General features: G+C 70.6%; 23 protein-coding genes and 1 riboswitch. Of the genes, 17 read left to right on the forward strand and 6 right to left on the reverse strand.

Annotated features, from left to right (window positions below; all coding sequences use genetic code 11):
* Positions 1-15: 15 nt before the first annotated feature.
* Both MQP27_RS40650 and MQP27_RS40655 read right to left on the reverse strand, forming a co-directional pair.
* Positions 16-756 carry an SDR family oxidoreductase gene (locus MQP27_RS40650; protein ID WP_242775041.1) on the reverse strand — a complete coding sequence of 247 codons (741 nt, stop codon included), beginning with the start codon at positions 754-756 and terminating at the stop codon, positions 16-18.
* A gap of 89 nt (positions 757-845) precedes the next feature.
* The gene (locus MQP27_RS40655; protein WP_242775043.1) at positions 846-1,733 is read right to left on the reverse strand and encodes an RNA polymerase sigma-70 factor; all 888 of its coding nucleotides are present in this window, start codon (positions 1,731-1,733) and stop codon (positions 846-848) included.
* A gap of 239 nt (positions 1,734-1,972) precedes the next feature.
* Positions 1,973-2,103: riboswitch (FMN riboswitch) on the forward strand.
* 147 nt (positions 2,104-2,250) lie between these two features.
* On the opposite strand from MQP27_RS40655, the gene MQP27_RS40660 reads away from it, so the two are divergent.
* The 10 genes from MQP27_RS40660 to MQP27_RS40705 all read left to right on the forward strand — a co-directional run bounded on the left by MQP27_RS40660 (position 2,251) and on the right by MQP27_RS40705 (position 10,060).
* Positions 2,251-2,856: a riboflavin synthase gene (locus MQP27_RS40660; RefSeq protein WP_242775045.1), complete on the forward strand. Its 606-nt coding sequence runs from the start codon at positions 2,251-2,253 to the stop codon at positions 2,854-2,856.
* Positions 2,853-3,494: a nicotinamide mononucleotide transporter family protein gene (locus tag MQP27_RS40665; protein ID WP_242775047.1), complete on the forward strand. Its 642-nt coding sequence runs from the start codon at positions 2,853-2,855 to the stop codon at positions 3,492-3,494. The genes MQP27_RS40660 and MQP27_RS40665 overlap by 4 nt, the downstream gene beginning before the upstream one ends.
* Positions 3,491-4,780, forward strand: coding sequence for a bifunctional 3,4-dihydroxy-2-butanone-4-phosphate synthase/GTP cyclohydrolase II (locus tag MQP27_RS40670; RefSeq protein ID WP_242775049.1), 1,290 nt, complete (start codon positions 3,491-3,493; stop codon positions 4,778-4,780). The genes MQP27_RS40665 and MQP27_RS40670 overlap by 4 nt, the downstream gene beginning before the upstream one ends.
* 27 nt (positions 4,781-4,807) lie before the next feature.
* A complete protein-coding gene (gene ribH, locus MQP27_RS40675; protein ID WP_242775051.1) occupies positions 4,808-5,293 on the forward strand; it encodes a 6,7-dimethyl-8-ribityllumazine synthase in 486 nt (161 codons plus the stop codon).
* A 33-nt stretch (positions 5,294-5,326) separates the two neighbouring features.
* Positions 5,327-5,599, forward strand: a complete 273-nt coding sequence (locus MQP27_RS40680) for a phosphoribosyl-ATP diphosphatase (protein WP_242775053.1) — start codon at positions 5,327-5,329, stop codon at positions 5,597-5,599.
* Between the two features lie 46 nt (positions 5,600-5,645).
* The gene (hisG, locus tag MQP27_RS40685) at positions 5,646-6,494 is read left to right on the forward strand and encodes an ATP phosphoribosyltransferase (RefSeq protein WP_242775056.1); all 849 of its coding nucleotides are present in this window, start codon (positions 5,646-5,648) and stop codon (positions 6,492-6,494) included.
* A 13-nt stretch (positions 6,495-6,507) separates the two neighbouring features.
* Complete coding sequence (locus tag MQP27_RS40690; protein ID WP_242775059.1) at positions 6,508-6,954, forward strand: PH domain-containing protein; 447 nt, start codon at positions 6,508-6,510, stop codon at positions 6,952-6,954.
* Between the two features lie 158 nt (positions 6,955-7,112).
* Entirely contained in the window at positions 7,113-8,438 is a 1,326-nt protein-coding gene (locus MQP27_RS40695; RefSeq protein WP_242775062.1) for a hemolysin family protein, read from the forward strand.
* Positions 8,435-9,520: a hemolysin family protein gene (locus tag MQP27_RS40700; protein WP_242775065.1), complete on the forward strand. Its 1,086-nt coding sequence runs from the start codon at positions 8,435-8,437 to the stop codon at positions 9,518-9,520. Before MQP27_RS40695 ends, MQP27_RS40700 begins: the two co-directional genes overlap by 4 nt.
* 69 nt (positions 9,521-9,589) lie before the next feature.
* A complete protein-coding gene (locus MQP27_RS40705; RefSeq protein WP_242775067.1) occupies positions 9,590-10,060 on the forward strand; it encodes a hypothetical protein in 471 nt (156 codons plus the stop codon).
* Between the two features lie 6 nt (positions 10,061-10,066).
* Here the strand turns inward: MQP27_RS40705 and MQP27_RS40710 are convergent, their stop codons facing one another.
* Together MQP27_RS40710 and MQP27_RS40715 are read right to left on the reverse strand one after the other, a co-directional pair.
* Positions 10,067-11,926, reverse strand: a complete 1,860-nt coding sequence (locus MQP27_RS40710) for an AAA family ATPase (RefSeq protein WP_242775070.1) — start codon at positions 11,924-11,926, stop codon at positions 10,067-10,069.
* Between the two features lie 428 nt (positions 11,927-12,354).
* Positions 12,355-12,975 (reverse strand): uridine kinase family protein, encoded by a 621-nt coding sequence (locus tag MQP27_RS40715; protein ID WP_242775545.1) that lies wholly within the window; start codon positions 12,973-12,975, stop codon positions 12,355-12,357.
* Positions 12,976-13,232: 257 nt separating this feature from the next.
* Here MQP27_RS40715 and MQP27_RS40720 point away from each other — a divergent pair, with 257 nt between their 5' ends.
* From MQP27_RS40720 to MQP27_RS40730, 3 genes are all read left to right on the forward strand, one after another.
* The gene (locus MQP27_RS40720; RefSeq protein WP_242775073.1) at positions 13,233-14,585 is read left to right on the forward strand and encodes a C39 family peptidase; all 1,353 of its coding nucleotides are present in this window, start codon (positions 13,233-13,235) and stop codon (positions 14,583-14,585) included.
* 141 nt (positions 14,586-14,726) lie between these two features.
* On the forward strand, positions 14,727-14,867 hold the full coding sequence (locus MQP27_RS40725) for an SCO1431 family membrane protein (RefSeq protein ID WP_242775076.1): 141 nt from the start codon (positions 14,727-14,729) through the stop codon (positions 14,865-14,867).
* Positions 14,868-14,988: 121 nt separating this feature from the next.
* Positions 14,989-15,648 (forward strand): TetR/AcrR family transcriptional regulator, encoded by a 660-nt coding sequence (locus tag MQP27_RS40730; RefSeq protein ID WP_242775078.1) that lies wholly within the window; start codon positions 14,989-14,991, stop codon positions 15,646-15,648.
* A gap of 69 nt (positions 15,649-15,717) precedes the next feature.
* On the opposite strand, the gene MQP27_RS40735 is transcribed toward MQP27_RS40730, so the two are convergent.
* Positions 15,718-16,947, reverse strand: a complete 1,230-nt coding sequence (locus MQP27_RS40735) for a glycoside hydrolase family 18 protein (protein WP_242775080.1) — start codon at positions 16,945-16,947, stop codon at positions 15,718-15,720.
* A 348-nt stretch (positions 16,948-17,295) separates the two neighbouring features.
* Here MQP27_RS40735 and MQP27_RS40740 point away from each other — a divergent pair, with 348 nt between their 5' ends.
* The 3 genes from MQP27_RS40740 (at position 17,296) to MQP27_RS40750 (ending at position 21,091) form a co-directional block, all read left to right on the forward strand.
* Positions 17,296-18,468: an acyl-CoA dehydrogenase family protein gene (locus MQP27_RS40740; RefSeq protein ID WP_242775082.1), complete on the forward strand. Its 1,173-nt coding sequence runs from the start codon at positions 17,296-17,298 to the stop codon at positions 18,466-18,468.
* A 350-nt stretch (positions 18,469-18,818) separates the two neighbouring features.
* The gene (locus tag MQP27_RS40745; RefSeq protein WP_242775084.1) at positions 18,819-19,979 is read left to right on the forward strand and encodes an Rv3169 family protein; all 1,161 of its coding nucleotides are present in this window, start codon (positions 18,819-18,821) and stop codon (positions 19,977-19,979) included.
* A 14-nt stretch (positions 19,980-19,993) separates the two neighbouring features.
* The gene (locus MQP27_RS40750; RefSeq protein WP_242775086.1) at positions 19,994-21,091 is read left to right on the forward strand and encodes a phosphotransferase family protein; all 1,098 of its coding nucleotides are present in this window, start codon (positions 19,994-19,996) and stop codon (positions 21,089-21,091) included.
* A 10-nt stretch (positions 21,092-21,101) separates the two neighbouring features.
* Here the strand turns inward: MQP27_RS40750 and MQP27_RS40755 are convergent, their stop codons facing one another.
* Positions 21,102-21,542: a hypothetical protein gene (locus MQP27_RS40755; RefSeq protein WP_242775088.1), complete on the reverse strand. Its 441-nt coding sequence runs from the start codon at positions 21,540-21,542 to the stop codon at positions 21,102-21,104.
* A gap of 235 nt (positions 21,543-21,777) precedes the next feature.
* Here MQP27_RS40755 and MQP27_RS40760 point away from each other — a divergent pair, with 235 nt between their 5' ends.
* The gene (locus MQP27_RS40760) at positions 21,778-22,218 is read left to right on the forward strand and encodes an Lrp/AsnC family transcriptional regulator (RefSeq protein ID WP_121888443.1); all 441 of its coding nucleotides are present in this window, start codon (positions 21,778-21,780) and stop codon (positions 22,216-22,218) included.
* The last annotated feature ends 23 nt before the right edge of the window (positions 22,219-22,241 follow it).

The following is a 22,241-nucleotide window of genomic DNA, read 5'->3' on the forward strand; positions in this document are numbered from 1 at the left end:
GGATGTCGGCTCCACTCACCCCTTCCGCCCCGCGAGGTACTCCTCGAACGTCCCCTTCCCGACCGCCCGTTCCGGCGTGAGGTGGCCGCCCTCGCGGAAGGCCCGGTACGCCCTGCCCCACAGCGGCACGTTCAGCACCACCCGGCGTCGGCCCGTCGACCTCAGCCAGGCGTGGGCGAAGGACTCGAACGTCCGGGTCTCCGGCCCGCCCATGTCCTCGACCCGCCCCGCGGGACCCGCACCGGCGAGTTCCGCCAGCCGGTCCGCGACCTCCGCGACCTCGATCGGCTGGTCGCGCACCCCGGCCGGGAGGAGCAGCACCGGCAGCTTCGACAGCGCGCGGAACACCTTCACCAGCAGGTCGTGGAACTGCGTCGTTCGCAGCACCGTCCAGCCCAGCCCCGACTCCTCGATCATCCTCTCGACGTCGAGCTTGGCCCGGTAGTACGGGAACGGCACCCGGTCGACACCGACGATCGAGATGTAGACGAGGTGCCCCATGCCCGCCCGCCGCGCCGCCGCGACCAGGTTCGCCGCCGCCTTCCGGTCCCCGCCGGTCTGGGTGGTCGCGCAGTGCACGACCGTCTCCACACCTTCCACCGCCGCGTCCAGCCCGGCACCGCCTTCCCGCAGGTCGACGGCGTACGGCCGGGCATGGCGGCTGAGCACCCGCACATCGTGCCCGGCCGCCCGCAGCCGCTCGGCGACGAGCCGGCCGAGGGTTCCGGTTCCGCCGGTCACCAGGATCGTGGTCATGCCGTTCAGTCCCTTCCGATGGCGGGCGGGCCGGGCCGGACCACCCTGCCCAGCTGAGACCGATCAGCCCGGCGGAACGTGACAGGCCGCTACGGACGTGCGAGCTGACGTCGTACGAAATCCAGCTTGTCCGGGTTCAGTACGGACCGCACATGGGAGATCAGCCCGTCCCGCACCTCGAACGCGACCGTGCCGAAGAGCGTGTCGCCCGCCCACGCGGCCAGACCGGGCTCGCCGTTGATCTCGGCCGGGGTGAAGGTCAGACCGGCCGCGAACCGCTCGGCACCGCCCAGCGTGAGGCGTCCCACCTTGTCGCGTCCGTGCACCGCCCGCCGGGCCGCGCTGACCTTGCCGCCGCCGTCGCTGGTCCAGGTCACGTCCGCCGCCAGCACCTTCTCCAAGCCGGCCAGATCACCGTCCCGGGCGGCCGTGAGGAACGACGCGACGAGCTCCCGCTGCCGCTCGGGCGCCGGCTCGAAGCGCGGCCGTCCCTCGCCCACGCGCTGCACCGCCCGCCGGTACAGCTGACGGGAGTTGGCCTCGGCGAGGTCCAGCACACCGGCGATCTCCCGGTGCCCGTAACCGAAGGCCTCCCGCAGCACGTACACCGCGCGCTCGGTCGGGGTGAGCCGCTCCAGCAGGACCAGCATCGCCATGGACACGGCCTCGCGCTGCTCGGCCGACTCCATCGGGCCGAGGGCGCCGTCGGAGGTGACGACGGGTTCCGGCAGCCACTCGCCGACGTACCGCTCGCGCCGGGCCCGCGCCGAGGTGAGCCGGGAGAGGCAGAGGTTGGTGACGACCTTGGCGAGCCAGGCCGCCGGATGCTCGATGTGGGCGCGGTCGGCCGAGCTGAAGCGGAGATACGCGTCCTGCACCGCGTCCTCGGCCTCCTCCGCGGAACCCAGCAGCCGGTAGGCGAGCCCGAACAGCCGGGGCCGGTGCGGCTCGAAGTCGTCGGCGATCATGCTGCTCATGGCACCACCCTGCCACCAGGGCAGGGTCGTCGCGGAGTTGGGGGCCCGGCGGCGGGCAAGGGCCGTCGTCACCGCCGCCGGGCCGGTCTTGAGGAGTCCTTGGAGGTGAAAGGACTAGACCAAAGCCTCCATCAGGTCGGGCGAGTTGAGAAGTCCAGGGACGGCGCCTGTGAGCCACCCCACAGCCTTCACCCGTATGGACCTCGATCAGGCGTGGCACACTGGCCATGTACCAGAAGCAGCGCACTCCGGGGTCGGTGAAAGTCCGAACCGGCGGTTACAGTCCGCGACCCGGTCGCTTCCAGCGGCCGGTTGACCAGGTGAAATTCCTGGACCGACGGTTAAAGTCCGGATGGGAGGCAGTGCGCGGCGGGCGGGCATTCGTGCGCGTCGCCGTATCCGCTTCGTCCTTCGGGACGAATGTGTCCGGCGCCGCCCCCGGTGTCCCTGCCCGTACATTCTGTCGTCATCGACAGCCCCGGAGTCCGTGCCCGAATGAGGCAGGAGGACCCGGGAAGTGTTCACCGGAATCGTCGAAGAGCTGGGCGAGATCACCGACGTCGAGAACCTCGGTGACTCCTGTCGCTTCCGAGTGCGCGGCCCCGTCGTCACCGAGGGCGCGAAGCACGGGGACTCCATCGCGGTCAACGGCGTCTGCCTGACCGTCGTCGAGCACGAGGGCGACGAGTTCACCGCCGACGTCATGGCCGAGACCCTCGACCGCTCCAGCCTCGGCGCCATCGCCGTCGGCTCCCGCGTCAACCTCGAACGGCCCACGGCCGTGGGCGCGCGGCTCGGCGGACACATCGTGCAGGGCCACGTCGACGGCACCGGCCAAGTGCTGGAGCGCAAGCCCTCCGAGAACTGGGAGATCATCAAGATCTCGCTGCCCGCGGACCTCGCGCGCTACGTCGTCGAGAAGGGCTCCATCACCGTCGACGGCATCAGCCTCACCGTCGTCGACGCGGGCCCGGACTACTTCACCGTCAGCCTGATCCCCACCACGCTCGCCCTCACCACCCTGGGCATCAAGCAGCCCGGTGACCCGGTCAACCTCGAGGTCGACGTCGTCGCCAAGTACGTCGAGCGGCTGCTCGCGGCCGGTCAGGGGGCCGGGAAGTGAACTCGCTGAACTCCGAGGCCTTCGTCCTGTTCGGCCAGCACATCCTCTGGTCGGACATGATCGGCAACATCCTCGGACTGATCGCCCTGGCCCTCGGCTGGCGGCGCAACCTGTGGAGCTGGCCGGTGCAGTTCGCCTCCGGTCTCATCCTCTTCGGCGCCTTCTTCGGCCACCTGACCGGCAGCGCGGGCAAGCAGGCGGTCGTCATGGCCGTCGCCCTGTACGGCTGGTGGCAGTGGAACCGCGACAAGGGCCGGGGCACCGACGGCCACATCACCCCGCGGTTCGCCACCTGGCGCGAGCGCGGCGCGATGGTCGCCGCCGCCGCGGTCGGCACGGTCGCGGTCGCCCTCCTCTTCAAGGCCTACCCGTCCCTGTCCTGGGACCCCTGGCCGGACGCCTACATCTTCGTCGGCACCATCGTCGCCATGTACGCCCAGGCCCGCGGCATGACCGAGTTCTGGATCGCCTGGCTCCTGGTCGACCTGGTCGGAGTCCCCCTCAACTTCGCCAACGGCTACGCCTTCTCCGGCTTCGTCTACGTCATCTACGGCGCGCTCGTCCTGTGGGGCATGCGCGACTGGTGGCTGCGCTCCCGCAGGACGCCGCAGCCCGTCCTGGAAGGAGCGCCGGCATGAGTACGGCACCGATCCTGTACAGCACGGACGGCATCGAGGACTGGTCCCTCGACCCGGTCGAGCAGGCCATCGCCGACATCGCGGCCGGCCGCCCGATCGTGGTCGTCGACGACGAGGACCGCGAGAACGAGGGCGACCTCGTCGTCGCCGCCGAGAAGATCACCCCCGAGATCGTCGCCTTCATGATGAGCGAGTGCCGCGGCCTGATCTGCGCCCCCATGGAGGGCGAGGAACTGGACCGGCTCAAGCTGCCGCAGATGGTCGACGACAACACCGAGTCGATGAAGACCGCCTTCACCGTCTCCGTCGACGCCTCCGGCGCACACGGCGTCACCACCGGAATCTCGGCCTCCGACCGCGCGACCACGCTCCGGCTGCTGGCGAGCGGCGACGCCGAACCGGGCGACTTCGTCCGCCCCGGCCACATCTTCCCGCTGCGCGCCCGCCCCGGCGGCGTCCTGACCCGCAACGGCCACACCGAGGCCGCCGTCGACCTCGCCCGCCTCGCCGGCCTGCGCCCGGCCGGCGCGATCGTCGAGATCGCCGGCGAGGACGGCCGCATGCTGCGCCTGCCCGAGCTGATCCCGTTCGCCCGCAAGCACGGCCTGACGATCATCTCCATCGAGGACCTGATCGCCTACCGGCAGACCGCCGAGCCCACCGTCCGGCGCGAGGCCGAGACCCGACTGCCCACCGCCCACGGCGAGTTCAAGGCCTACGGCTACCGCTCCACCGTCGACGGCGTCGAGCACGTCGCCCTCGTCCACGGCGAGATCGGCGACGGCGAGAACGTCCTGGTCCGCGTCCACTCCGAGTGCCTCACCGGCGACATCTTCGCCTCCCTGCGCTGCGACTGCGGCCCCCAGCTGGAGGCCTCCCTGGAGCGCATCCAGGCCGAGGGCCGGGGCGTCGTCGTCTACCTGCGCGGCCACGAGGGACGCGGCATCGGCCTGCTGTCCAAGCTGCGCGCGTACGAGCTCCAGGAGCGCGGCCGCGACACCCTCGACGCCAACCTGGAACTGGGCCTGCCCGCCGACGCCCGGGACTACGCCGCCGGCGCCCAGATCCTCCAGGACCTCGGCGTGCGCAGCGTGCGCCTGATGACCAACAACCCCGCCAAGACCGACGCCCTGCTGCGGCACGGGCTCAAGGTCACCGGCCGGGAGCCGATGCCCGTACAGGCGGGCGAGCACAACCTCCGCTACCTGCGCACCAAGCGGGACCGGATGGGCCACGACCTGCCCTGGCTGGACACGACCCCCGTGTCCACCTGCAACAACCAGTAGATCCGTACTTCTAGGAGACAAGAGAACGTGAGCGGCAAGGGCGCACCGGAACTGTCCGTACGCAACGTCGGAGACCTGCGGGTCGCCGTCATCGCGGCGCAGTGGCACGAAAAGGTGATGGACGGCCTGGTGGACGGCGCCCTGCGCGCCCTGCACGACCTGGGCATCGACGAGCCGACCCTGCTCCGGGTCCCCGGCAGCTGGGAGCTCCCCGTCGTCGCCAAGGTCCTCGCGGGCCGCGGCTACGACGCGATCGTCGCCCTCGGTGTCGTCATCCGCGGCGGCACCCCGCACTTCGAGTACGTGTGCCAGGGAGTCACGGCAGGCCTCACCCAGGTCTCCGTCGAGACCGGCGTCCCCGTCGGCTTCGGCGTACTGACCTGCGACACCGAGGAGCAGGCCCTGGACCGGGCCGGCATCGAGGGTTCCAACGAGGACAAGGGACACGAGGCGGTGACGGCCGCGGTCGCCACCGCGGCCACGCTCCGCTCAGTATCTGAACCGTGGCGCTGAGCTTTTCGCACACCGCGTAGAGTGGGCGCCACCATGTCCAAGAAGACGTTCGAGAAGCTCTTCACCGAGCTCCAGCACAAGGCCGCCAACGGCGATCCCGCCACCTCCCGCACCGCCGAGCTGGTCGGCAAGGGCGTCCATGCCATCGGCAAGAAGGTCGTCGAGGAGGCCGCCGAGGTCTGGATGGCCGCCGAGTACGAGGGCAAGGAAGCGGCCGCCGAGGAGATCTCGCAGCTGCTGTACCACGTCCAGGTGATGATGGTCGCCCGCGGCATCTCCCTGGACGACGTGTACGCCCACCTCTGAAATCTCCCGCCGCATCACCCCCTTGAGAGCAAAGGAAGCCGACCTCATGCTGCGCATCGCCGTCCCCAACAAGGGTTCCCTGTCAGGCCCTGCGGCGGACATGCTGCATGAGGCCGGCTACCAGCAGCGCCGCGAGTCCAAGGAACTACGGATCGTCGACCCGGTCAACGACGTGGAGTTCTTCTACCTCCGCCCGCGTGACATCGCGATCTACGTCTCCTCCGGCCAGCTGGACATCGGCATCACCGGCCGCGACCTGCTGATCGACTCCGGCGCCGACGCCGAGGAGATCCTCCCGCTCGGCTTCGCCCGCTCCACCTTCCGCTTCGCCTCCAAGCCGGGCGAGGCGAACGGGGTGGCGGACCTCAAGGGCAAGACCGTCGCCACCTCGTACGAGGGGATCGTCGCCGGTCACCTCGCCGAGCAGGGCATCGACGCCTCCGTCGTCCACCTCGACGGCGCCGTCGAGACCGCCATCGAACTCGGCGTCGCCGAGGTCATCGCGGACGTCGTCGAGACCGGCACCAGCCTGCGCAACGCGGGCCTGGAGGTCTTCGGCGAGCCCATCATGAAGTCCGAGGCCGTCGTCATCCGGCGCACCGGCGCCGACGCCGAGGAGCCCAAGGTGCAGCAGTTCCTGCGCCGGCTCCAGGGCGTCCTGGTGGCCCGCACCTACGTGATGATGGACTACGACTGCCGCGTCGAGCAGCTGGAGAAGGCCGTCGCCCTGACCCCCGGCCTGGAGTCGCCGACCGTCTCCCCGCTGCACAACGAGGGCTGGGTCGCCGTACGCGCGATGGTCCCCGCCAAGGAGGCGCAGCGGATCATGGACGACCTGTACGACATCGGTGCCCGCGCCATCCTGACCACGGCCATCCACGCCTGCCGTCTCTGAGGAGCCGTACCAGATGTCCTCCGAGCTGCCCGCCCTGCCGGTCACGTTCCGGCCGGGGCCCACGCGTGCCGTGCTGCTCGTCGCCGGTGGCGCGATCTTCGTGACCATCACGGCGGTCGCGCTGCTGCTGGAGCAACTCGGTCCGGGCGAGCGCCTGAGCTTCATCGTCACGGCGGCCCTGCTCGCCGGTGTCCTGTTCCTGCTGGCCCGGGTGAAGGTCGTCGCCGACGACAGCGGGGTCACCGTCCAGAACATCGCCAGCAGGCGCCGTCTGGCCTGGGCCGAGATCGTCCAGGTGAATCTCCGCCCCGGCGACCCGTGGGTGTTCCTCAACCTGAGCGACGGCACCAGCCTGCCGGCGCTCGGCATCCAGCCGGGCATCGCCAAGGAGCGTGCGATCGCCGACGCACGCGCCCTGCGGGCTCTGGTGGAGGCTCGTTCCCCGAGGGATCTGCCGTAGAGGGCCGTGTCTTGATTAATCTGTTGGCGGAGGCGCTTTTCGTGACGCCTCCGCCGCTTCATGTTCCTGCTACCCGAGGAGTGACTCCCTCCAGCGATGGACGGATCGTCCTGTAGTACCTGCGCCGCCCCCTCACGACATACCGAGGCGGCGGCATCATGACCACCCCCCTGCTGCTTCTCGCAGCCGCCCTCCTGCTGATCCTCGCCAACGGCTTCTTCGTGGCGGCCGAGTTCGGCCTGGTCACGGTCGAGTCGACGGACGCCGAGAAGGCCGCCGCCGAGGGCGACCGACGGGCCCGTAGGGTCGCGGAATCCCTCAAGGAGCTGTCCTTCCAGCTCTCCGGCACCCAGCTCGGCATCACCATCACCTCCCTCGTCGTCGGCATGCTCGCCGAACCGGCCCTCGCGGAGCTGCTGCACGGCCCGTTCGCCGCGATCGGCATCCCCGAGGGCGCCGTCTCCGGCGTCGCGGTGGTCGTCGGCATGCTGGCGGCCTCCGCCGTGCAGATGGTGATCGGCGAACTCGTGCCCAAGAACTGGGCGGTGTCCAAGCCCATGCAGGTCGCCCGCTTCGTGGCCGGCCCGCAGCACGCCTTCGCGCGCCTGTTCCGCCCGGTCATCGCGGCACTGAACGCCGTCGCCAACCGTCTCGTCCGCGCCCTGGGCGTCGAGCCCGCCGAGGAGCTGGCCTCCGCCCGCACCCCCGGCGAACTGGTCTCCCTGGCCCGCCACTCGGCGCAGGCCGGCGCGCTGGAACAGGACACCGCCGACCTCTTCGTACGAACCCTCTCCCTCGCCGAGCTGACCGCGCAGCACGTCATGACCCCGCGGGTGAAGGTCAGCGCGCTGCAGTCCTCGGCCACCGCCGAGGACGTGGTCAACCTGACCCGCGCAACCGGCCTGTCCCGCTTCCCCGTCTACAAGGAGAAGATCGACGAGGTCGTCGGCATGGTCCACCTCAAGGACGCCCTCGCGGTCCCCGCGCACGAGCGCCTGCGCACCCCCGTCGGCCGCATCGCCCGCCCGGCCCTCCTGGTCCCCGAGACCCTGCCGGTCCAGCCGCTCCTCGCCCAGCTGCGCAGCGAGCAGCCCATCGCGGTCGTCGTCGACGAGTACGGCGGCACGGCCGGCGTGGTCACGCTGGAGGACATCGTCGAGGAGATCGTCGGCGAGGTCCGCGACGAGCACGACGGGCAGGACGTGCCCGAACTCGCCGCCGCCCCGCCCGAGGACGGCCGGCCCGCCTGGGACGCCGACGGCAGCTGCCGGGTCGACATCCTCCAGCGCATAGGCCTCGACGTGCCCGAGGGGCCCTACGAGACGGTCGCGGGCCTGGTCGCCGACCTGCTCGGCCGCATCCCGGCCCCGGGGGACAAGGCCGAGCTCCCCGGCTGGCGGCTCACGGTCCGCCGGGTCGGCCACTACCGGGCCGAGCGCGTCCGCCTGGTGCGGACCGGGCCGGTCGTGGAGGTCGCCCGATGAGCGTGCTCCAACTCCTGTTCGCCGGGCTGCTCGTGCTCGCCAACGGCTTCTTCGTCGGCGCCGAGTTCGCCCTCGTCTCCGTCCGCCGCAGCCAGATCGAACCGCTCGGCACGGCCAGGGCCCGTCAGGTGCTGTACGGCCTCGAACGGCTTCCGCAGATGATGGCTGCGGCCCAGTTCGGCATCACGGTCTGCTCGTTGACCCTGGGCGCGGTCGCCGAACCCACGGTCGCGCACCTGCTGGAACCCGTCTTCGAGTGGATCCACCTGCCGGAGGGCATGATCCACCCGCTGGGGTACGTCATCGCCCTCGCCGCGGTCGTCTTCTTCCACCTCGTCATCGGCGAGATGGTCCCGAAGAACCTGGCGATGGCTGCTCCGGAGAAGGCGGCCCTGTGGCTCAGCCCCGGCCTGGTCGCCTTCGCCCGCCTCTGCAAGCCGATCACCATCGCCCTCGGCGCGGTCGCCCAGGCCATCCTGCGGCTCTTCCGCGTCGAGCCGAAGGACGAGGTCGAGGCCGTCTTCACCAGCGAGCAGCTCAACCGCCTGGTCGAGGACTCCGGCCAGGCGGGCCTCCTCGACCCCGAGGAGCAGGAGCGCCTGGAGGACGCGCTGGAACTGGGCTCCCGGCCGGTGACGGACGTACTCCTCGGCCGCGAGTCCCTGGTCACGGTCCCGCCATCGGTCACCCCGGGCCAGATCGTCGCCCTCACCGCCCGCACCGGCTACTCCCGCTTCCCGGTCGCCGCGGAGAAGGGCGCCTTCATGGGCTACCTGCACGTGAAGGACGTACTCGACCTGGAGGACTCGGACCGGGCCGTCCCCCAGCAACTGTGGCGCCCGATGACGACCCTCCGCCCGGAACTGCCGCTGGACGACGCGCTGACGGTGATGCGCCGCGCGGCCACACACCTGGCCCAGGTGGCGGACGCGTCCGGCCGGGTGCTGGGGCTGGTGGCACTGGAGGACGTACTGGAGCTGCTGGTGGGCGAGGTGACCGACCCGGCACATCGTGAGCCACGCGAGGTGAAGGTGACGGAGCCCCGGGGCAGCGGGGAGCCGGAGGGCGTGCTGGCTACTTAGGCCTAGCGGGGCGTGGGGGCAGTGCCGCCTCGAAACCAGCGGGTTCGGGAGATCTGGAGGTACTTGGGGGTGAGTTACGACCTGCGAGCGGTGATCGCCGATGGAGCGGCGCTGCGTGGCCCGGCGCGGGGCCTGCCTGCCGCCCGACTGGCGTCGATCGGCCAGGGCCTCTCCCTGATGCCGATGACGGAAGCACTGTTCGATTCCGTCGCAGACGGCAGCGCTGTCGGCTTGTTGGGGTTCCAGGGGTTGCCAGGAGGGTTTGAAAAGATCCTCGCTGCCTGGTCAGCCGGTGGGCCGGTGGCCTACGTGGAAGCTGAGTATTTCGGCGGCGTAGGCGAGCAACGGGCTGTCGTATGGAACGGCGGCAGCATCGTGCTGGGACCGCTCCACGTGGGGGAGGGACAGTCCTTTCCGCCCGCCGGCAGTCCGATCTCGCAAGCGCTACGGCAGTTGGGCGTAGTGGCGAGCGCCGGTGAGGACGAGTTCTCGGCCGTGGGGTTGGACCGGCATCGACATGCTGAGGCGTGGATTGCCTGACGCCTGTCACATGGCACTGGGATCCTGCGGCCCCCGCCCCGACAGCACCTCCCCGTACGCCTGCATCAGGTCCGGCAGCCGTAGTGTCGACAGGTCGTCTCGTGACAGCATCCCGGGATACGTCGTCAGGCGCAGGTCCCGGTACGCGCAGCTCTTCTCGTACAGGGTGCGCAGGAAGCGGCCGTTGCCCAGTTCGTCGATCCAGCCCTGGTCGACCACGTGGCCGGCGATGGAGCGGAGCTCGTCCAGGGCCTCCTCGTCCCAGACGTCACCGTTCTCCGCGGCCAGCACCTCGCCGATCGAGGTGAGTTCGAGGGGGCGGTAGGACGGGAAGTCGACGCGGGTCGTGAAGCGGGAGGACAGGCCCGGGTTGGCGGCGAGGAGGCGGTCCATGCCTTCCGGATAGCCGGCGAGGATGACCACCAGGTGGTCGCGGTTGTCCTCGGCCCGCTTCAGCAGCACCTGCAGCGCCTCGTCGCCGTACGCGTCCCCCTTGCCGTAGCCGGAGTTGGAGAGCGAGTACGCCTCGTCGACGAAGAGGACGCCGCCGATCGCGGAGTCGATGAGTTCGTTGGCCTTGACGGCGGTCTGGCCGAGGTACTCGCCGACGAGGTCGGCCCGTTGGGCCTCGACGAGGTGGTCGCCGCCGAGCAGGCCGAGGGCGTAGAAGACGCGGCCCAGGATGCGGGCGACGGTGGTCTTGCCGGTGCCGGAGGGGCCGGAGAAGACGAAGTGCCGTTTGGGCGGCTGGACTGGAAGTCCCTGGCCGGCCCGTAGCCGCGCCATGTTCAACTGGGCCGACAGCGCCTTCACTTGGCGCTTCACGGGCTCCAGGCCCACCATGCGCTCCAGCTCGGCGAGCGCCTCCTCGAGTAATGCCGGGTCGGTGGGGCCGGCGGGCAGCGGCGAGCCCGGGAAGTTCCGCTCGCGCACCGCCGGGTCGATCACCGACGGCACCGCGCCGACCGGCGGAAGTTCCGGCTCGGGCAGTCTCAGGTCCCGGCCCTCCGTGCCGAACAGCGGGTCGAGGGCGTCGGGCCCCTCCAGGACGTCCTGCGCGCCGGTGAGGGCGATCGCGGCGAGGTCGGTGGAGTCGTCGTAGCCGTCGCCCTCGGCGATCGCGGCGAGCCGCGCCGAGGTGTCCATGAAGGCGGGGTCGACGCGGTGCACGGCCCGGTACAGGGGGAGCGCGGCCGCCGTGCGGCCGGTGCCTTCGTGGGCCCGCGCCAGCCAGTACCGCAGTTCCTTGCGCTGCGGCTGCTCGCTGCGGCAGCGCATCAGCGCCGAGGAGAGCAGCGGCTCCGCCTGGCCGTACATCTCCAGGCGCACCCGGGCCATCCCGCCGAACAGGCCCGCCTCGATGCCCAGCAGCGCGTCGTCGATCAGCGGGTCGGTGTGGCGGACCAGCTGCTCCCAGTCCTTGACGAGGTAGGCGCGGCAGGCGTGCAGGAAGCGGACCTGGTGGTCGGTGTCCACGGGCGGCAGTCCCGCGAGTGCCCGGTCGAGCTCCGGGACGTGGCGGCCGTCGAGCCAGTGCGAGGCGTGCGCGAGCAGCAGGTCGCGCGGGCTCTCCAGGACCGGCTGCACCCACCAGCCGAGCCAGTACCAGGAGTTGAGGGCGCGGCGGTGCCGGGCGCGCTGCTCCCCGAAGCGGTCCCGGTGCCGGAACATCCGCAGCAGCGCGGTCGTCGTGTCGACGCGCAGCGCGTGCAGCCCGAGCCAGCCGTCGGCCATCCCGGGATCCATCCGGACCGCGGCCCGGAACTCCTCCTCCGCCTGCGGATAGGCGCCCATCGTGTAGGCATCCACACCTCGCAGCCAGGCGAGGTCGGCCGGGGCCTCGGGGCCCTGCGTGCCGAAGTCCATCACGTCCCCCACAAACCGTGCCCCCGTCGGTTGGTCACCGGGCCCGTCGCCGGTGTCCGCCTTGATCGAACCGCCGTGCCGCGGACCGGAGTTGCGGTGCGCGCACCCGCGTTCGTAGGTCGCACCCAGGGCATCGTACCTGCGGGGGTGTCGCCCGCCGAAGGGTGCCGCACAGGCCGTTTGACGAGGTGGGAGCGGATGGGGCGAAGATCGGACGGTGACCGAGGGTGAGCGAATCGGGGCTCACGGCGTCCGGATCGTGGAGTGAGGGCAGAACGAAGCCCCCGATCACGGGGGAACAACCGGGGGCTTCGCGACAAAGGGCGGCTTCGAATGACCGCACATTCAGAACGTAAGTCCTGTACGGCCCCCCGGTCAAGCCGAGTTGGAGCACTCCGGGAAGTTCCGGGACAAGGGTCTTCACAAGTTCAGCACACTGCGGATGGTCCGTCACCGTGCGTGAGCGGCTGGTCCGGTCCAACTGTCGTTCCCGGCCCCGGGAGTACCTCGTATCCCTTCTCGCACTGCCGTACCAGAAGGTCCGCGAAGGGTCGCGACGGATCTTCGGCGAAGTGTCGTCGTTCCGCCGCGACCCACCTGGCCCAGAACTCCCGTTGCTCCGCCCCGTCCCGGAGCTGCCCGCGCGTCCAGGAGTCCTCGCGTGGCAGCTCCATCCACAACAGGTGTGCCAGATACGGGCGAAGGGCGCGGCGGCCCGCGCCGACGCCCTCGACGAGGACCACCGGCGCGCAGGGCAGGGTGCGCGGCGGACCGAAGCGGCGGGCGCGCCAGTCGTAAGGGGCGTAGTGCGCGCTCTCGCCGCGGCTGAGCGGCTCGATCACCTGTGTCAGGAGGCGGTCGGTCCATGCGAACAGCTCGTCGTGGCTGGCGATGTCGTCGAGGTGCAGTACGGGGGCGTCGCCCAGGGCCGTGGCCAACTCCCCGGCGAACGTGGACTTTCCGGAGCCGGCGTGTCCGTCGACGCCGACCAGCCGGACCGGACCGCAGGAGGGCGGGAGGCGGCGCAGCCGCGAGGCGAGGTCGTGAATGGTCGTTCCTTGGCCGGTCGGAGGGGGGTGGGCATACTCGACGGGGACATTCTAGGAGCGGATGAAATCGGGACATACCGACGACCCGGAACCTTGTGTCCTATTGAACCGATTCGCTGTGCAGGTCATGCCAGTGGTGAAGACCAATATTGGCGGGCGCGGCGCGGGTCGAAGTGCTGGCAGGACGCCCGGCCCGCGGCCATAGTGGGCGCATTCCGCACCTGCCCCGACTCGGACACCTGGGGGTCATGCCACCCATGAGCAGAGCCGAACAGCCGTCCCGCAGAACCGTTCTCGCCGCCGCGGTGGCCGCCGCTGTCGTGGCCCCGGCGATCACCGCGGGCGCGGCCGACGCCTCGGACGCCGCCGAGGACCCGGCCAGCCCCGTCGACTACCGCTCCTGGACCTCGTACAAGGACTGGCGCAGTGGCACCGCCCAGGGCACCCGTGCCCTCGCCGGTGTCCGCCCCGGTGTGGTGATCGCCGCGCCCGTCGGCACCACCGACTACCCGGACCCGCACACCGGTACGACCGCCACCTGGGAGTACGCGACCTGGACCTCGCCCGTCCACCGGCTGAGCGTCCCCTCGACCGAGGCGATCGCCTCCTGGAACGCGCACACCCCGGCCGGCACCTGGCTCCAGGTCGAACTGCACGGCACGTACTCCGACGGCACCGACACCCCGTGGTACGTGATGGGCCGCTGGGCGGCCGGCGACCAGGACATCAGGCGGACCTCGGTGGACGGCCAGACCGACGGCAAGAGCACCATCTGGACCGACACCTTCGCCGTCGACGACGCGACGACCGGCCTGCGCCTGGTGTCGTACCGACTGCGCCTCACCCTCTACCGCAGGCCCGGCACCAAGCTCACCCCCACGGTGTGGCGGCTCGGCGCGATGGGCTCCGACATCCCCGACCGCTTCACCGTCCCCGCCTCCACCCCCGGCCTGGCCGGGGAACTGATCGTCCCGCGCTACTCGCAGGAGATCCACAAGGGCCAGTACCCCGAGTACGACAACGGCGGCGAGGCCTGGTGCAGCCCCACCTCCTCCCAGATGATCATCGAGTACTGGGGCGGCCGCCTCACCCCCGAGCAACTGGCCTGGGTGGACCCGGCCTACGCCGATCCGCAGGTCGACTACGCGGCCCGCTTCACGTACGACTACCAGTACGAGGGCTGCGGCAACTGGCCCTTCAACGCGGCCTACGCGGCCACCTACAAGGACCTGCAGGGCGTGGTCACCCGGCTCGGCTCGCTCGCCGACCTGGAGACGCTGATCGCGGCCGGCATCCCGGCCATAACGTCCCAGTCCTTCCTCAAGGAGGAGCTGACCGGGGCGGGTTACGGCACCTCCGGCCACCTGATGACGGTGATCGGCTTCACCGCGGACGGCGATGTCATCGCCAACGACCCCGCCTCGCCCAGCGATGACGCGGTGCGCCGGGTCTACAAGCGGCGCGAGTGGGAGAACATCTGGCTCAGGACCAAGCGGTACAACGCCTCCGGCAAGGTCGTCTCCGGCACCGGCGGGGTCTGCTACCTGTACTTCCCGGCCCGCCCCACCGCCCGCCAGCGCAAGGCGCTCGCGGCGGTCGGCGTCCGCTGAGACGCCCGGTCACCTGCGAAGGCCCCGGGAAACCGGGGCCTTTCCGCTGTGACCAAGGTCTCTGCCGCAAAAGCCGTTCCAGGTGGCAAGGTGGACAGAACACCGGGGGGTCCACCGCACACCCGAGCTCAGCGAGACGCCATGACCACACACTCAGCCACCGCCGCCCGCGCCCGCACCGGCGGGCCCAAGGACGCCGGCCCGAAGATCTTCGAGCACGTCATGGGCTGGACGCTCGTCGTGGTCGTCGCGATGCTCGTCACCCAGCTCGGCCTGCTGTGATCTGACGCACGCCGTCCCGGCCCCACCGGTTCCCACGAGATCGATCAGACTCGAACGAGGGGGAGCGGTTGTTCTGACATACTGCGGATGTCCCAGCGCCCCTCTCAGACCAGGGTCGACATTGAAGATCAGCGAACAGAGCGACAGCGCCCGTCCGAAGGCCCGGGGCACCGAGCGTTCGCTGGCGCGTCGCGCCGAACTCATCGCCATCGGGCGGAAGTTGTTCGCGGACACGTCCTACGACACGCTCTCCATGGACGACATCGCCCGCCAGGCCCATGTCGCCAAGGGGCTGATCTACTACTACTTCCAGTCCAAGCGCGGCTACTACCTGGCGATCATCCACGACTCCGTCGCCGACCTGGTCAACTTCGCGTCGAGCGAGATCGAACTGGAGCAGCTGGACCGGGTCCACCGCACCATGGAGGGCTACCTGCGCTACGCCGAGCACAACCAGGCGGCGTTCCGCGCGATCGTCAGCGGCGGCGTCGGCTTCGACGCCGAGGTGCACGCCATCCGGGACGGAGTGCGCGACGCGATAGTGGCGACCGTCGCCGAGGGGGCGTACGGCCGTACCGACATCTCCCCGCTCGCGCGCATGGGCCTGTTCTCCTGGGTGTGCAGCGTGGAGGGCGCCACCCTCGACTGGATCGACCGCCCCCGGCTCACCCGCGACAAGATGCGCGAACTCCTGGTCAAGACCCTCGGCGGCGCCATGCGGGCCATCGAGGAACTGGACCCGGACTACCCGGCCCCCGCCCCGGCCCGCCGCGACACCTGAACAAGGGTCGCAAAGGGCGCGAGGGGCGGAGGCTCCCGCGCCCCCGCCCCAAATCCCTGACCCGCGAGGCTAGTTGATCGCCTTGATCAGCTCCCCGTTCGCCGTGTCCCCGCTCAGCTCCCAGAAGAACGTACCGCCGAGACCCTGCTGGTTCTTGTACGTCATCTTCGTCCCGATGGTGGCGGGCGTGTCGTAACTCCACCAGTCGTTCCCGCACTTGGCGTAGGCGGTGCCGCCCACCGTGCCGGTCGCCGGGCACTTGGTCCTGAGCACCTTGTAGTCGTCGATGCCCTGCTCGTACGTCCCCGCCGCCGGGCCGGTCGCCGTGCCGCCGGGCGCGGCCTGGGTCACGCCGGTCCAGCCGCGGCCGTAGAAACCTATGCCGAGCAGCAGCTTCGAGGCCGGGATGCCGAGCCCCTTGAGCTTGGCGATCGTCGCCGAGGTGTAGAAGTTGGCCTTCGGGATGCCGGAGTAGGAGTTCAGCGGCGAGTGCGGAGCCGTCGGTCCCGCCGCGTCCCAGGCGCCGAAGTAGTCGTACGTCATCGGGTTGTACCAGTCGACGTACTGCGCGGCCCCGGCGTAGTCCGCCGCGTCGATCTTGCCGCCGCTGGTGGCGTCCGCGGTGATCGCCGCGGTGACCAGCGAGCCGCCGAACTTCGAACGCAGCGCCGCCATCAGGTTCTTGAAGGCGTCCCGCCCGCTGGTGTCACAGCTGTTGCCGCAGGCGTTCGGGTACTCCCAGTCGATGTCGATGCCGTCGAAGACACCCGCCCACTTGGAGTTCTTCACCAGGTCGTAGCAGGACTGGGCGAACGCGGCCGGGTTCTTCGCGGCCTCGCCGAAGCCGCTCGACCAGGTCCAGCCGCCGAAGGACCACAGGACCTTGAGCCCCGGGTGCTTCTTCTTCAGCTTCAGCAGCTGGTTGAAGTTGCCGCGCAGCGGCTGGTCCCAGGTGTCGGCCACGCCGTCCACCGACTCGGCGGCCGTGTAGGCCCGGTCGGTGGCCGCGTAGGAGTCGCCCATCGCGCACTTGCCGCCGGTGACGTTGCCGAAGGCGTAGTTGATGTGCGTGAGCTTGGCGGCGGAGCCGGACGTCTCGATGTTCTTGACGAAGTACTTGCGGTCGTAGGTGCCCCATTCGGTGAAGTAGCCGACGACCTTCGAGCCGGCGGCCTCCTGGGCCGAGGGTTTCGCGGTGGCGGTGCCCGCGCCGGCGAGCAGCCCGGCGCCGAGGACCGCGCAACACGCGGCCGAGACGAGCGCCCGGAAAGAGGCGCGGGGAAGGTGCGGAACGTGCATCGGGTGTCTCCTCGTGGGGGAGAGGGGAACGCGCGCCGATTGGCATGAACGCGGTAAAGCGTTGGTCATGAACATTAGGAGGACTAGACCAGTCCGGTCAATGGTGCGGACCAATTTCCCGGTCATCCGATGCGGCTTTCCGTCGGCCCGGGATATTCTTGAAGTGAGCGGTCGTTAACTGGTGACTGGCAGCCTCCGATCGGGCATACTCACAGCGCAGAGCCGCTGGTCAGCAGCTTCCGAGACCCGGAGGCGGAGCCTCGGCCAGGACCCGGTACGACCCGGCGGCGCCGCCCCACCCAAGGCGCTCGTCCGCCGCATGCCCGACACAGGGAGGAGAGCGTCGACATGCCCGACCGCGCCCCGCAGCCGCTGGACCGTCAACTGCCCACGGACGAGGCCCGGGACCTGATCTCGCTCGTCCGTGACATCGCCCAGCGCGAGATCGCCCCGAAGGCGGCCGAGGAGGAGGACGCCGGACGCTTCCCGCGCGAGGTCTTCACCCTGCTGTCCCGGTCGGGCCTGCTCGGACTGCCGTACGACTCCGAGTACGGCGGCGGCGACCAGCCGTACGAGGTCTACCTCCAGGTCCTCGAAGAGCTCGCCGCGGCCCGCCTCACCGTCGGCCTCGGCGTCAGCGTCCACACCCTCGCCTCCTACGCGCTCGCCGCCTACGGCACCAAGAAACAGCAGGTGGAGCATCTGCCGGCGATGCTCGGCGGGGGACTGCTCGGCGCGTACTGCCTCTCCGAACCCTCCTCCGGCTCCGACGCGGCCTCCCTGCGCACGAAGGCGGTGCGCGACGGCGAGGAGTGGGTGATCAGCGGCACCAAGGCCTGGATCACCCACGGCGGGATCGCCGACTTCTACACCGTCATGGCCCGCACCGGCGAGGACGGGGCGCGCGGGATCACCGCCTTCCTGGTGCCCGGCGACGCCGAAGGGCTGAGCGGTGCGGCGCCCGAGCGGAAGATGGGCATGAAGGGCTCGCCCACCGCCCAGGTCCACTTCGACGGGGTGCGGGTGCCCGACGAACGGCGCATCGGCGACGAGGGGCAGGGTTTCGCGATCGCGCTGTCCGCCCTCGACTCCGGCCGGCTCGGCATCGCCGCCTGCGCGATCGGCCTCGCCCAGGCCGCACTGGACGAGGCGGTCGCGTACGCCACCGGCCGCCGGCAGTTCGGCCGCCCGATCGCCGACTTCCAGGGGCTGCGCTTCATGCTCGCCGACATGGCCACGCAGATCGAGGCGGGCCGCGCCCTCTACCTGGCGGCGGCACGGCTGCGGGACGCCGGGCGCCCGTTCGCCAAGCAGGCGGCCATGGCCAAGCTGCACTGCACCGACACCGCGATGAAGGTGACGACCGACGCCGTGCAGGTCCTCGGCGGGTACGGCTACACCGCGGACTTCCCGGCCGAGCGCTACATGCGCGAGGCCAAGGTGCTGCAGATCGTCGAGGGCACCAACCAGATCCAGCGGATGGTCATCGCCCGTCACCTGGCAGGTCCGGAGACGCGCTGAACTGACCCGGGCGCACCTGCGGGGCCGCCAGCCTGACCCACTCCGGGTCGTGACGGCCCGGCAGGGTGCGGCCCCGGTCGGCCCAGGTGCGCATCAGATCGCGGTAGATCGGCGGGTCCTGGTGCTGCGGCGGCGCCAGCGGAACCGTTCCTGCGGGTGGCGGAACGAAGATGCGGCGCTGACGCCCGGTCGCTGTATGGGTGGGGGTCATACCAGGGCAACGCGGCGGTACGCGGACAGGTCACCGATCCGTGGAATCGAGCGTGAGTTCGCGGCCGTCCGGCGGCTTGTCTGGTCACCTCCGCGTTCCTGACGTACCGTCAGCCAAGCCGTCTCCAGGGAGGTTTGGCGTGGCCGACGACCGCCCCGTACCGCTCGACGAATACCCCGTGCACCAGGTCCCGCTGTCCATGAGGCACGTCGCGACCGGCGACCGCAACGCCTACGACCGCTGCATCTTCCACGTCCTCGACCACGAGGGCCGCGCACTGCTGATCGCCGGGCTCGGCGTGTATCCGAACGTCGGTGTGATCGACGCCTACGCGACCCTCCGCGTGGGCGACCGACTGCACGCCGTCCGGGCCTCGGACGCGCTCGGCGAGGACCGCATGAAGCTCGCCGTCGGACCACTGCGGATCGAGGTCCGGGAACCACTGCGGCGGCTGCGGCTCGTGTGCGACGACGACCTGATGTCGTACGACCTCACCTGGACCGCCGACTTCCCGGCCCTGTGGGAACCCCATCACCTCCAGCGCCGCGGCGACCGGCTCACGCTCGAAGGGCGCCGGTTCGTGCAGGCGGGCAGCGTCGAGGGCGTGATCCGGGCCGCGGGCGAGGAGTTCCCGGTCACCGCGGGTGGCTGGACCGGGACGCGCGACCGCAGTTGGGGCGTGCGGCCGATACCGGGGGAGGAAGGCGGACGGCTCGCCGAGGAGCATCCGACCGAGGGGTTCCACTGGGTGTGGTGCCCGGTCCGGTTCGAGGACCGGTTTCTGATGGTGATCGTGCAGGAGGATGCGGACGGGTATCGGACTTTGAACGACGCCACTCTGGTCCACGGCGTCAGTGCTATGTCACATAGCACTGGGAGTCGCGACAGTGCTATGTCACATACCACTGCCCGCAGCCGCGACCGTCAGCTCGGCTGGCCCATCCCCGAGATCACCTACCGCCCCGGCACCCGCCACCCCGAACGCGCCCTGATCCACCTCGGCGACCCCCGCAAACCGCAGGAACTCGAAGTCGAGATCCTCACCTCCTCCCCGCTCGCGATCGGCGCCGGCTACCCGCCGGCCGACGACTGGCAGCACGGCACCTGGCAGGGCCGGGGCTGGACCGACCGCCGTACCTACGACCTCACCCAGCCGCACCCGCTCGCCGCGTACGGCGTCACCGACCACGCGGCACGCTTCCGCCTGGACGGCCGGACCGGTTACGGCATCTTCGAGCACGGTTCGTTCGGGCGGCACGACCCGAGCGGGTTCACGGACTTCAAGTCGACGGCACCGTAAGGGGGTTCACGAACATGGCAGCCACGGCACCCCGCCCCCGCACCAGCACCCGCGACCCGGAGGAGATCGCCCGCCGCCTCACCGCCTGGCTCGGCACCCGCCTGCCCGGCGCCAAGGCGGTCGGCGTCACCGTCCCCGAGTCGAACGGCATGTCCAGCGAGACCCTGCTCTTCGACATCGAGCACCCCGAACCACCCGTGCGGGCCTGCGCGTTGAGGCTCGCGGCGGACCCGGCGGCGTACACCGTCTTCCCCGTCTACGACATGCCGCGCCAGTACCGCACGATGCGCGCCGTCGCCGAGCACACGGACCTGCCCGTGCCGAAGGTGTTCTGGCTGGAGGAGGAACCGGGTCCGCTCGGGGCGCCGTTCTTCGTGATGGAGCGCGTCGAGGGGCGCGTGCCGCCGGACGTGATGCCGTACACCTACGAGGGCAACTGGCTGCACGCGGCGACCGATGCCGAACGCGAGCGGCTGGAGGCGGCCTCGATCGGGCTGCTGGCCCGGCTGCACGACCAAGTGCCCCTGGAAGCAGCCGAGTTCCTCGCGCTCCCCGGCGAGGGCGACGCACTGCGCCGCCATGTCACCGCTCAACGCGCCTACTACGACTGGGTCGTCGACGGACGCGCCCGCTCACCGCTCATCGAGGCCGCCTTCGACCGGCTGACCGACCTCTGGCCCCGCGATCCCGGCCCACCCGTGCTCAACTGGGGCGACGCGCGCATCGGGAACGTCGTCTACGACGGCTTCGAACCCGTCGCCGTACTCGACTGGGAGATGGCGGCCCTGGCCCCGCGCGAGGTCGACCTCGGCTGGACCGTGTACCTGCACCGCTTCTTCCACGACCTGACGGTCGCCTTCGGCCAGCACGGTCTGCCGGACTTCCTGCGCCGCGACCGCGTCGAGGCACGCTATGCCGAACTCACCGGCCACACACCGCGCGACATGGACTTCTACACCCTGTACGCGGCTCTGCGGCACGCGATCGTCATGCTCCGGGTTGCTTATCGGCAGGTGCACTTCGGTGAATCGGCCGTCCCGCCGGACCCGGACACACTGATCCTGCACCACGGCAGCCTGCGGGCCATGGTGCAGGGCAGTTACTGGGACTGAGCGAGCCGGCTCAGGCGGCCTGGCGGCGCATCACCGGCACGCGCATCGGGCGCGAGCCCGGGCCGCCGACGTGCGAGAACGGCTGCGTCCGCCAGTCGAGCCCCTGAGGGAGCGTCAACAGGAGGGCCGTGTCCTGCTCCTGGGGCTCCGCCGACTCGTCCGCGGAGCGGGCCTCGGCGGCCCTGCGGCCCGTACCGGCACAGACCGTGAGGCCGAACGGGTTCCACGGCGAGGCGCACAGCGCGTGCTCCGGCAGCACCTCCTCGTCCGCCAGCAGCGCGATGGGCTGCGCGCAGTCCGGGCAGATCACCCGGTACATCTCGAAGGTGTCGTACGCGTCGAGCTCGTCGCCGTACTCGTCGGCGTCGGGTTCGACGCCCTCCGGCTCGGGCTCGACGACCGCCTGGAGCCGCTTGGGCGCGGTACGACCAGGGCGCTTAAGACTCTGCATGGATAACTCCCCCTCGGGCTGGGGCCGTGAAGGCGCTGCGGCCTCGACCACAGCAAGCACTTCCCGTCCGGTCACGGCGGTAATCACGGGAGCATCACGGAGACGTCTCGACGACTGTGGCGTTCGTCACATGCCGCTCGCAGGTGCCCATGGCGGACGCCTACATCACGAACCGGGCATGACCTGGGCTGCTGAGGTATCCGAGGAGATCAAGCGCACTGTAGGTTCTTGCGCCATGGAGGAGCTCGACCGACAAATCGTTCAGCTGCTCGTCAAGGACGGGCGGATGAGCTACACGGACCTGGGCAAGGCCACGGGCCTGTCCACGTCGGCCGTGCATCAGCGGGTGCGGCGGCTGGAACAGCGTGGCGTCATCCGCGGCTATGCCGCGGTGGTCGACCCCGAGGCGGTCGGGCTGCCCATGACCGCGTTCATCTCGGTCAAACCGTTCGATCCCAGCGCACCGGACGACATCGCGGACCGGTTGGCCGGGGTCCCCGAGATCGAGGCGTGTCACAGCGTCGCCGGGGACGAGAACTACATCCTCAAGGTGCGGGTGGCCACGCCCCACGAGCTGGAGGAGCTCCTGGCGCGACTGCGGACGCTGGCGGGGGTCTCGACCCGCACGACAGTGGTCCTTTCGACGCCTTACGAGGCACGGCCGCCGCGGATCTGACCGCCCTGCGTACAGAGCCGTCC

It is taken from the genome of Streptomyces cylindrosporus, from assembly GCF_022698165.1.
Lineage (GTDB): Bacteria > Actinomycetota > Actinomycetes > Streptomycetales > Streptomycetaceae > Streptomyces > Streptomyces cylindrosporus.

Bases quoted from the DNA above. Each gene is read 5' to 3' on its own strand.
- MQP27_RS40740 (WP_242775082.1), top strand. From the start codon at position 17,296: ATGCCCGACCGCGCCCCGCAGCCGCTGGACCGTCAACTGCCCACGGAC.
- MQP27_RS40690 (WP_242775059.1), top strand. From the start codon at position 6,508: ATGTCCTCCGAGCTGCCCGCCCTGCCGGTCACGTTCCGGCCGGGGCCC.
- MQP27_RS40750 (WP_242775086.1), top strand. From the start codon at position 19,994: ATGGCAGCCACGGCACCCCGCCCCCGCACCAGCACCCGCGACCCGGAG.
- MQP27_RS40700 (WP_242775065.1), top strand. From the start codon at position 8,435: ATGAGCGTGCTCCAACTCCTGTTCGCCGGGCTGCTCGTGCTCGCCAAC.
- MQP27_RS40680 (WP_242775053.1), top strand. From the start codon at position 5,327: ATGTCCAAGAAGACGTTCGAGAAGCTCTTCACCGAGCTCCAGCACAAG.
- MQP27_RS40695 (WP_242775062.1), top strand. From the start codon at position 7,113: ATGACCACCCCCCTGCTGCTTCTCGCAGCCGCCCTCCTGCTGATCCTC.
- MQP27_RS40755 (WP_242775088.1), bottom strand. From the start codon at position 21,542: ATGCAGAGTCTTAAGCGCCCTGGTCGTACCGCGCCCAAGCGGCTCCAG.
- MQP27_RS40725 (WP_242775076.1), top strand. From the start codon at position 14,727: ATGACCACACACTCAGCCACCGCCGCCCGCGCCCGCACCGGCGGGCCC.
- MQP27_RS40710 (WP_242775070.1), bottom strand. From the start codon at position 11,926: ATGGACTTCGGCACGCAGGGCCCCGAGGCCCCGGCCGACCTCGCCTGG.
- MQP27_RS40650 (WP_242775041.1), bottom strand. From the start codon at position 756: ATGACCACGATCCTGGTGACCGGCGGAACCGGAACCCTCGGCCGGCTC.
- hisG (WP_242775056.1), top strand. From the start codon at position 5,646: ATGCTGCGCATCGCCGTCCCCAACAAGGGTTCCCTGTCAGGCCCTGCG.
- MQP27_RS40735 (WP_242775080.1), bottom strand. From the start codon at position 16,947: ATGCACGTTCCGCACCTTCCCCGCGCCTCTTTCCGGGCGCTCGTCTCG.
- MQP27_RS40670 (WP_242775049.1), top strand. From the start codon at position 3,491: ATGAGTACGGCACCGATCCTGTACAGCACGGACGGCATCGAGGACTGG.
- MQP27_RS40655 (WP_242775043.1), bottom strand. From the start codon at position 1,733: ATGAGCAGCATGATCGCCGACGACTTCGAGCCGCACCGGCCCCGGCTG.
- MQP27_RS40760 (WP_121888443.1), top strand. From the start codon at position 21,778: ATGGAGGAGCTCGACCGACAAATCGTTCAGCTGCTCGTCAAGGACGGG.
- MQP27_RS40720 (WP_242775073.1), top strand. From the start codon at position 13,233: ATGAGCAGAGCCGAACAGCCGTCCCGCAGAACCGTTCTCGCCGCCGCG.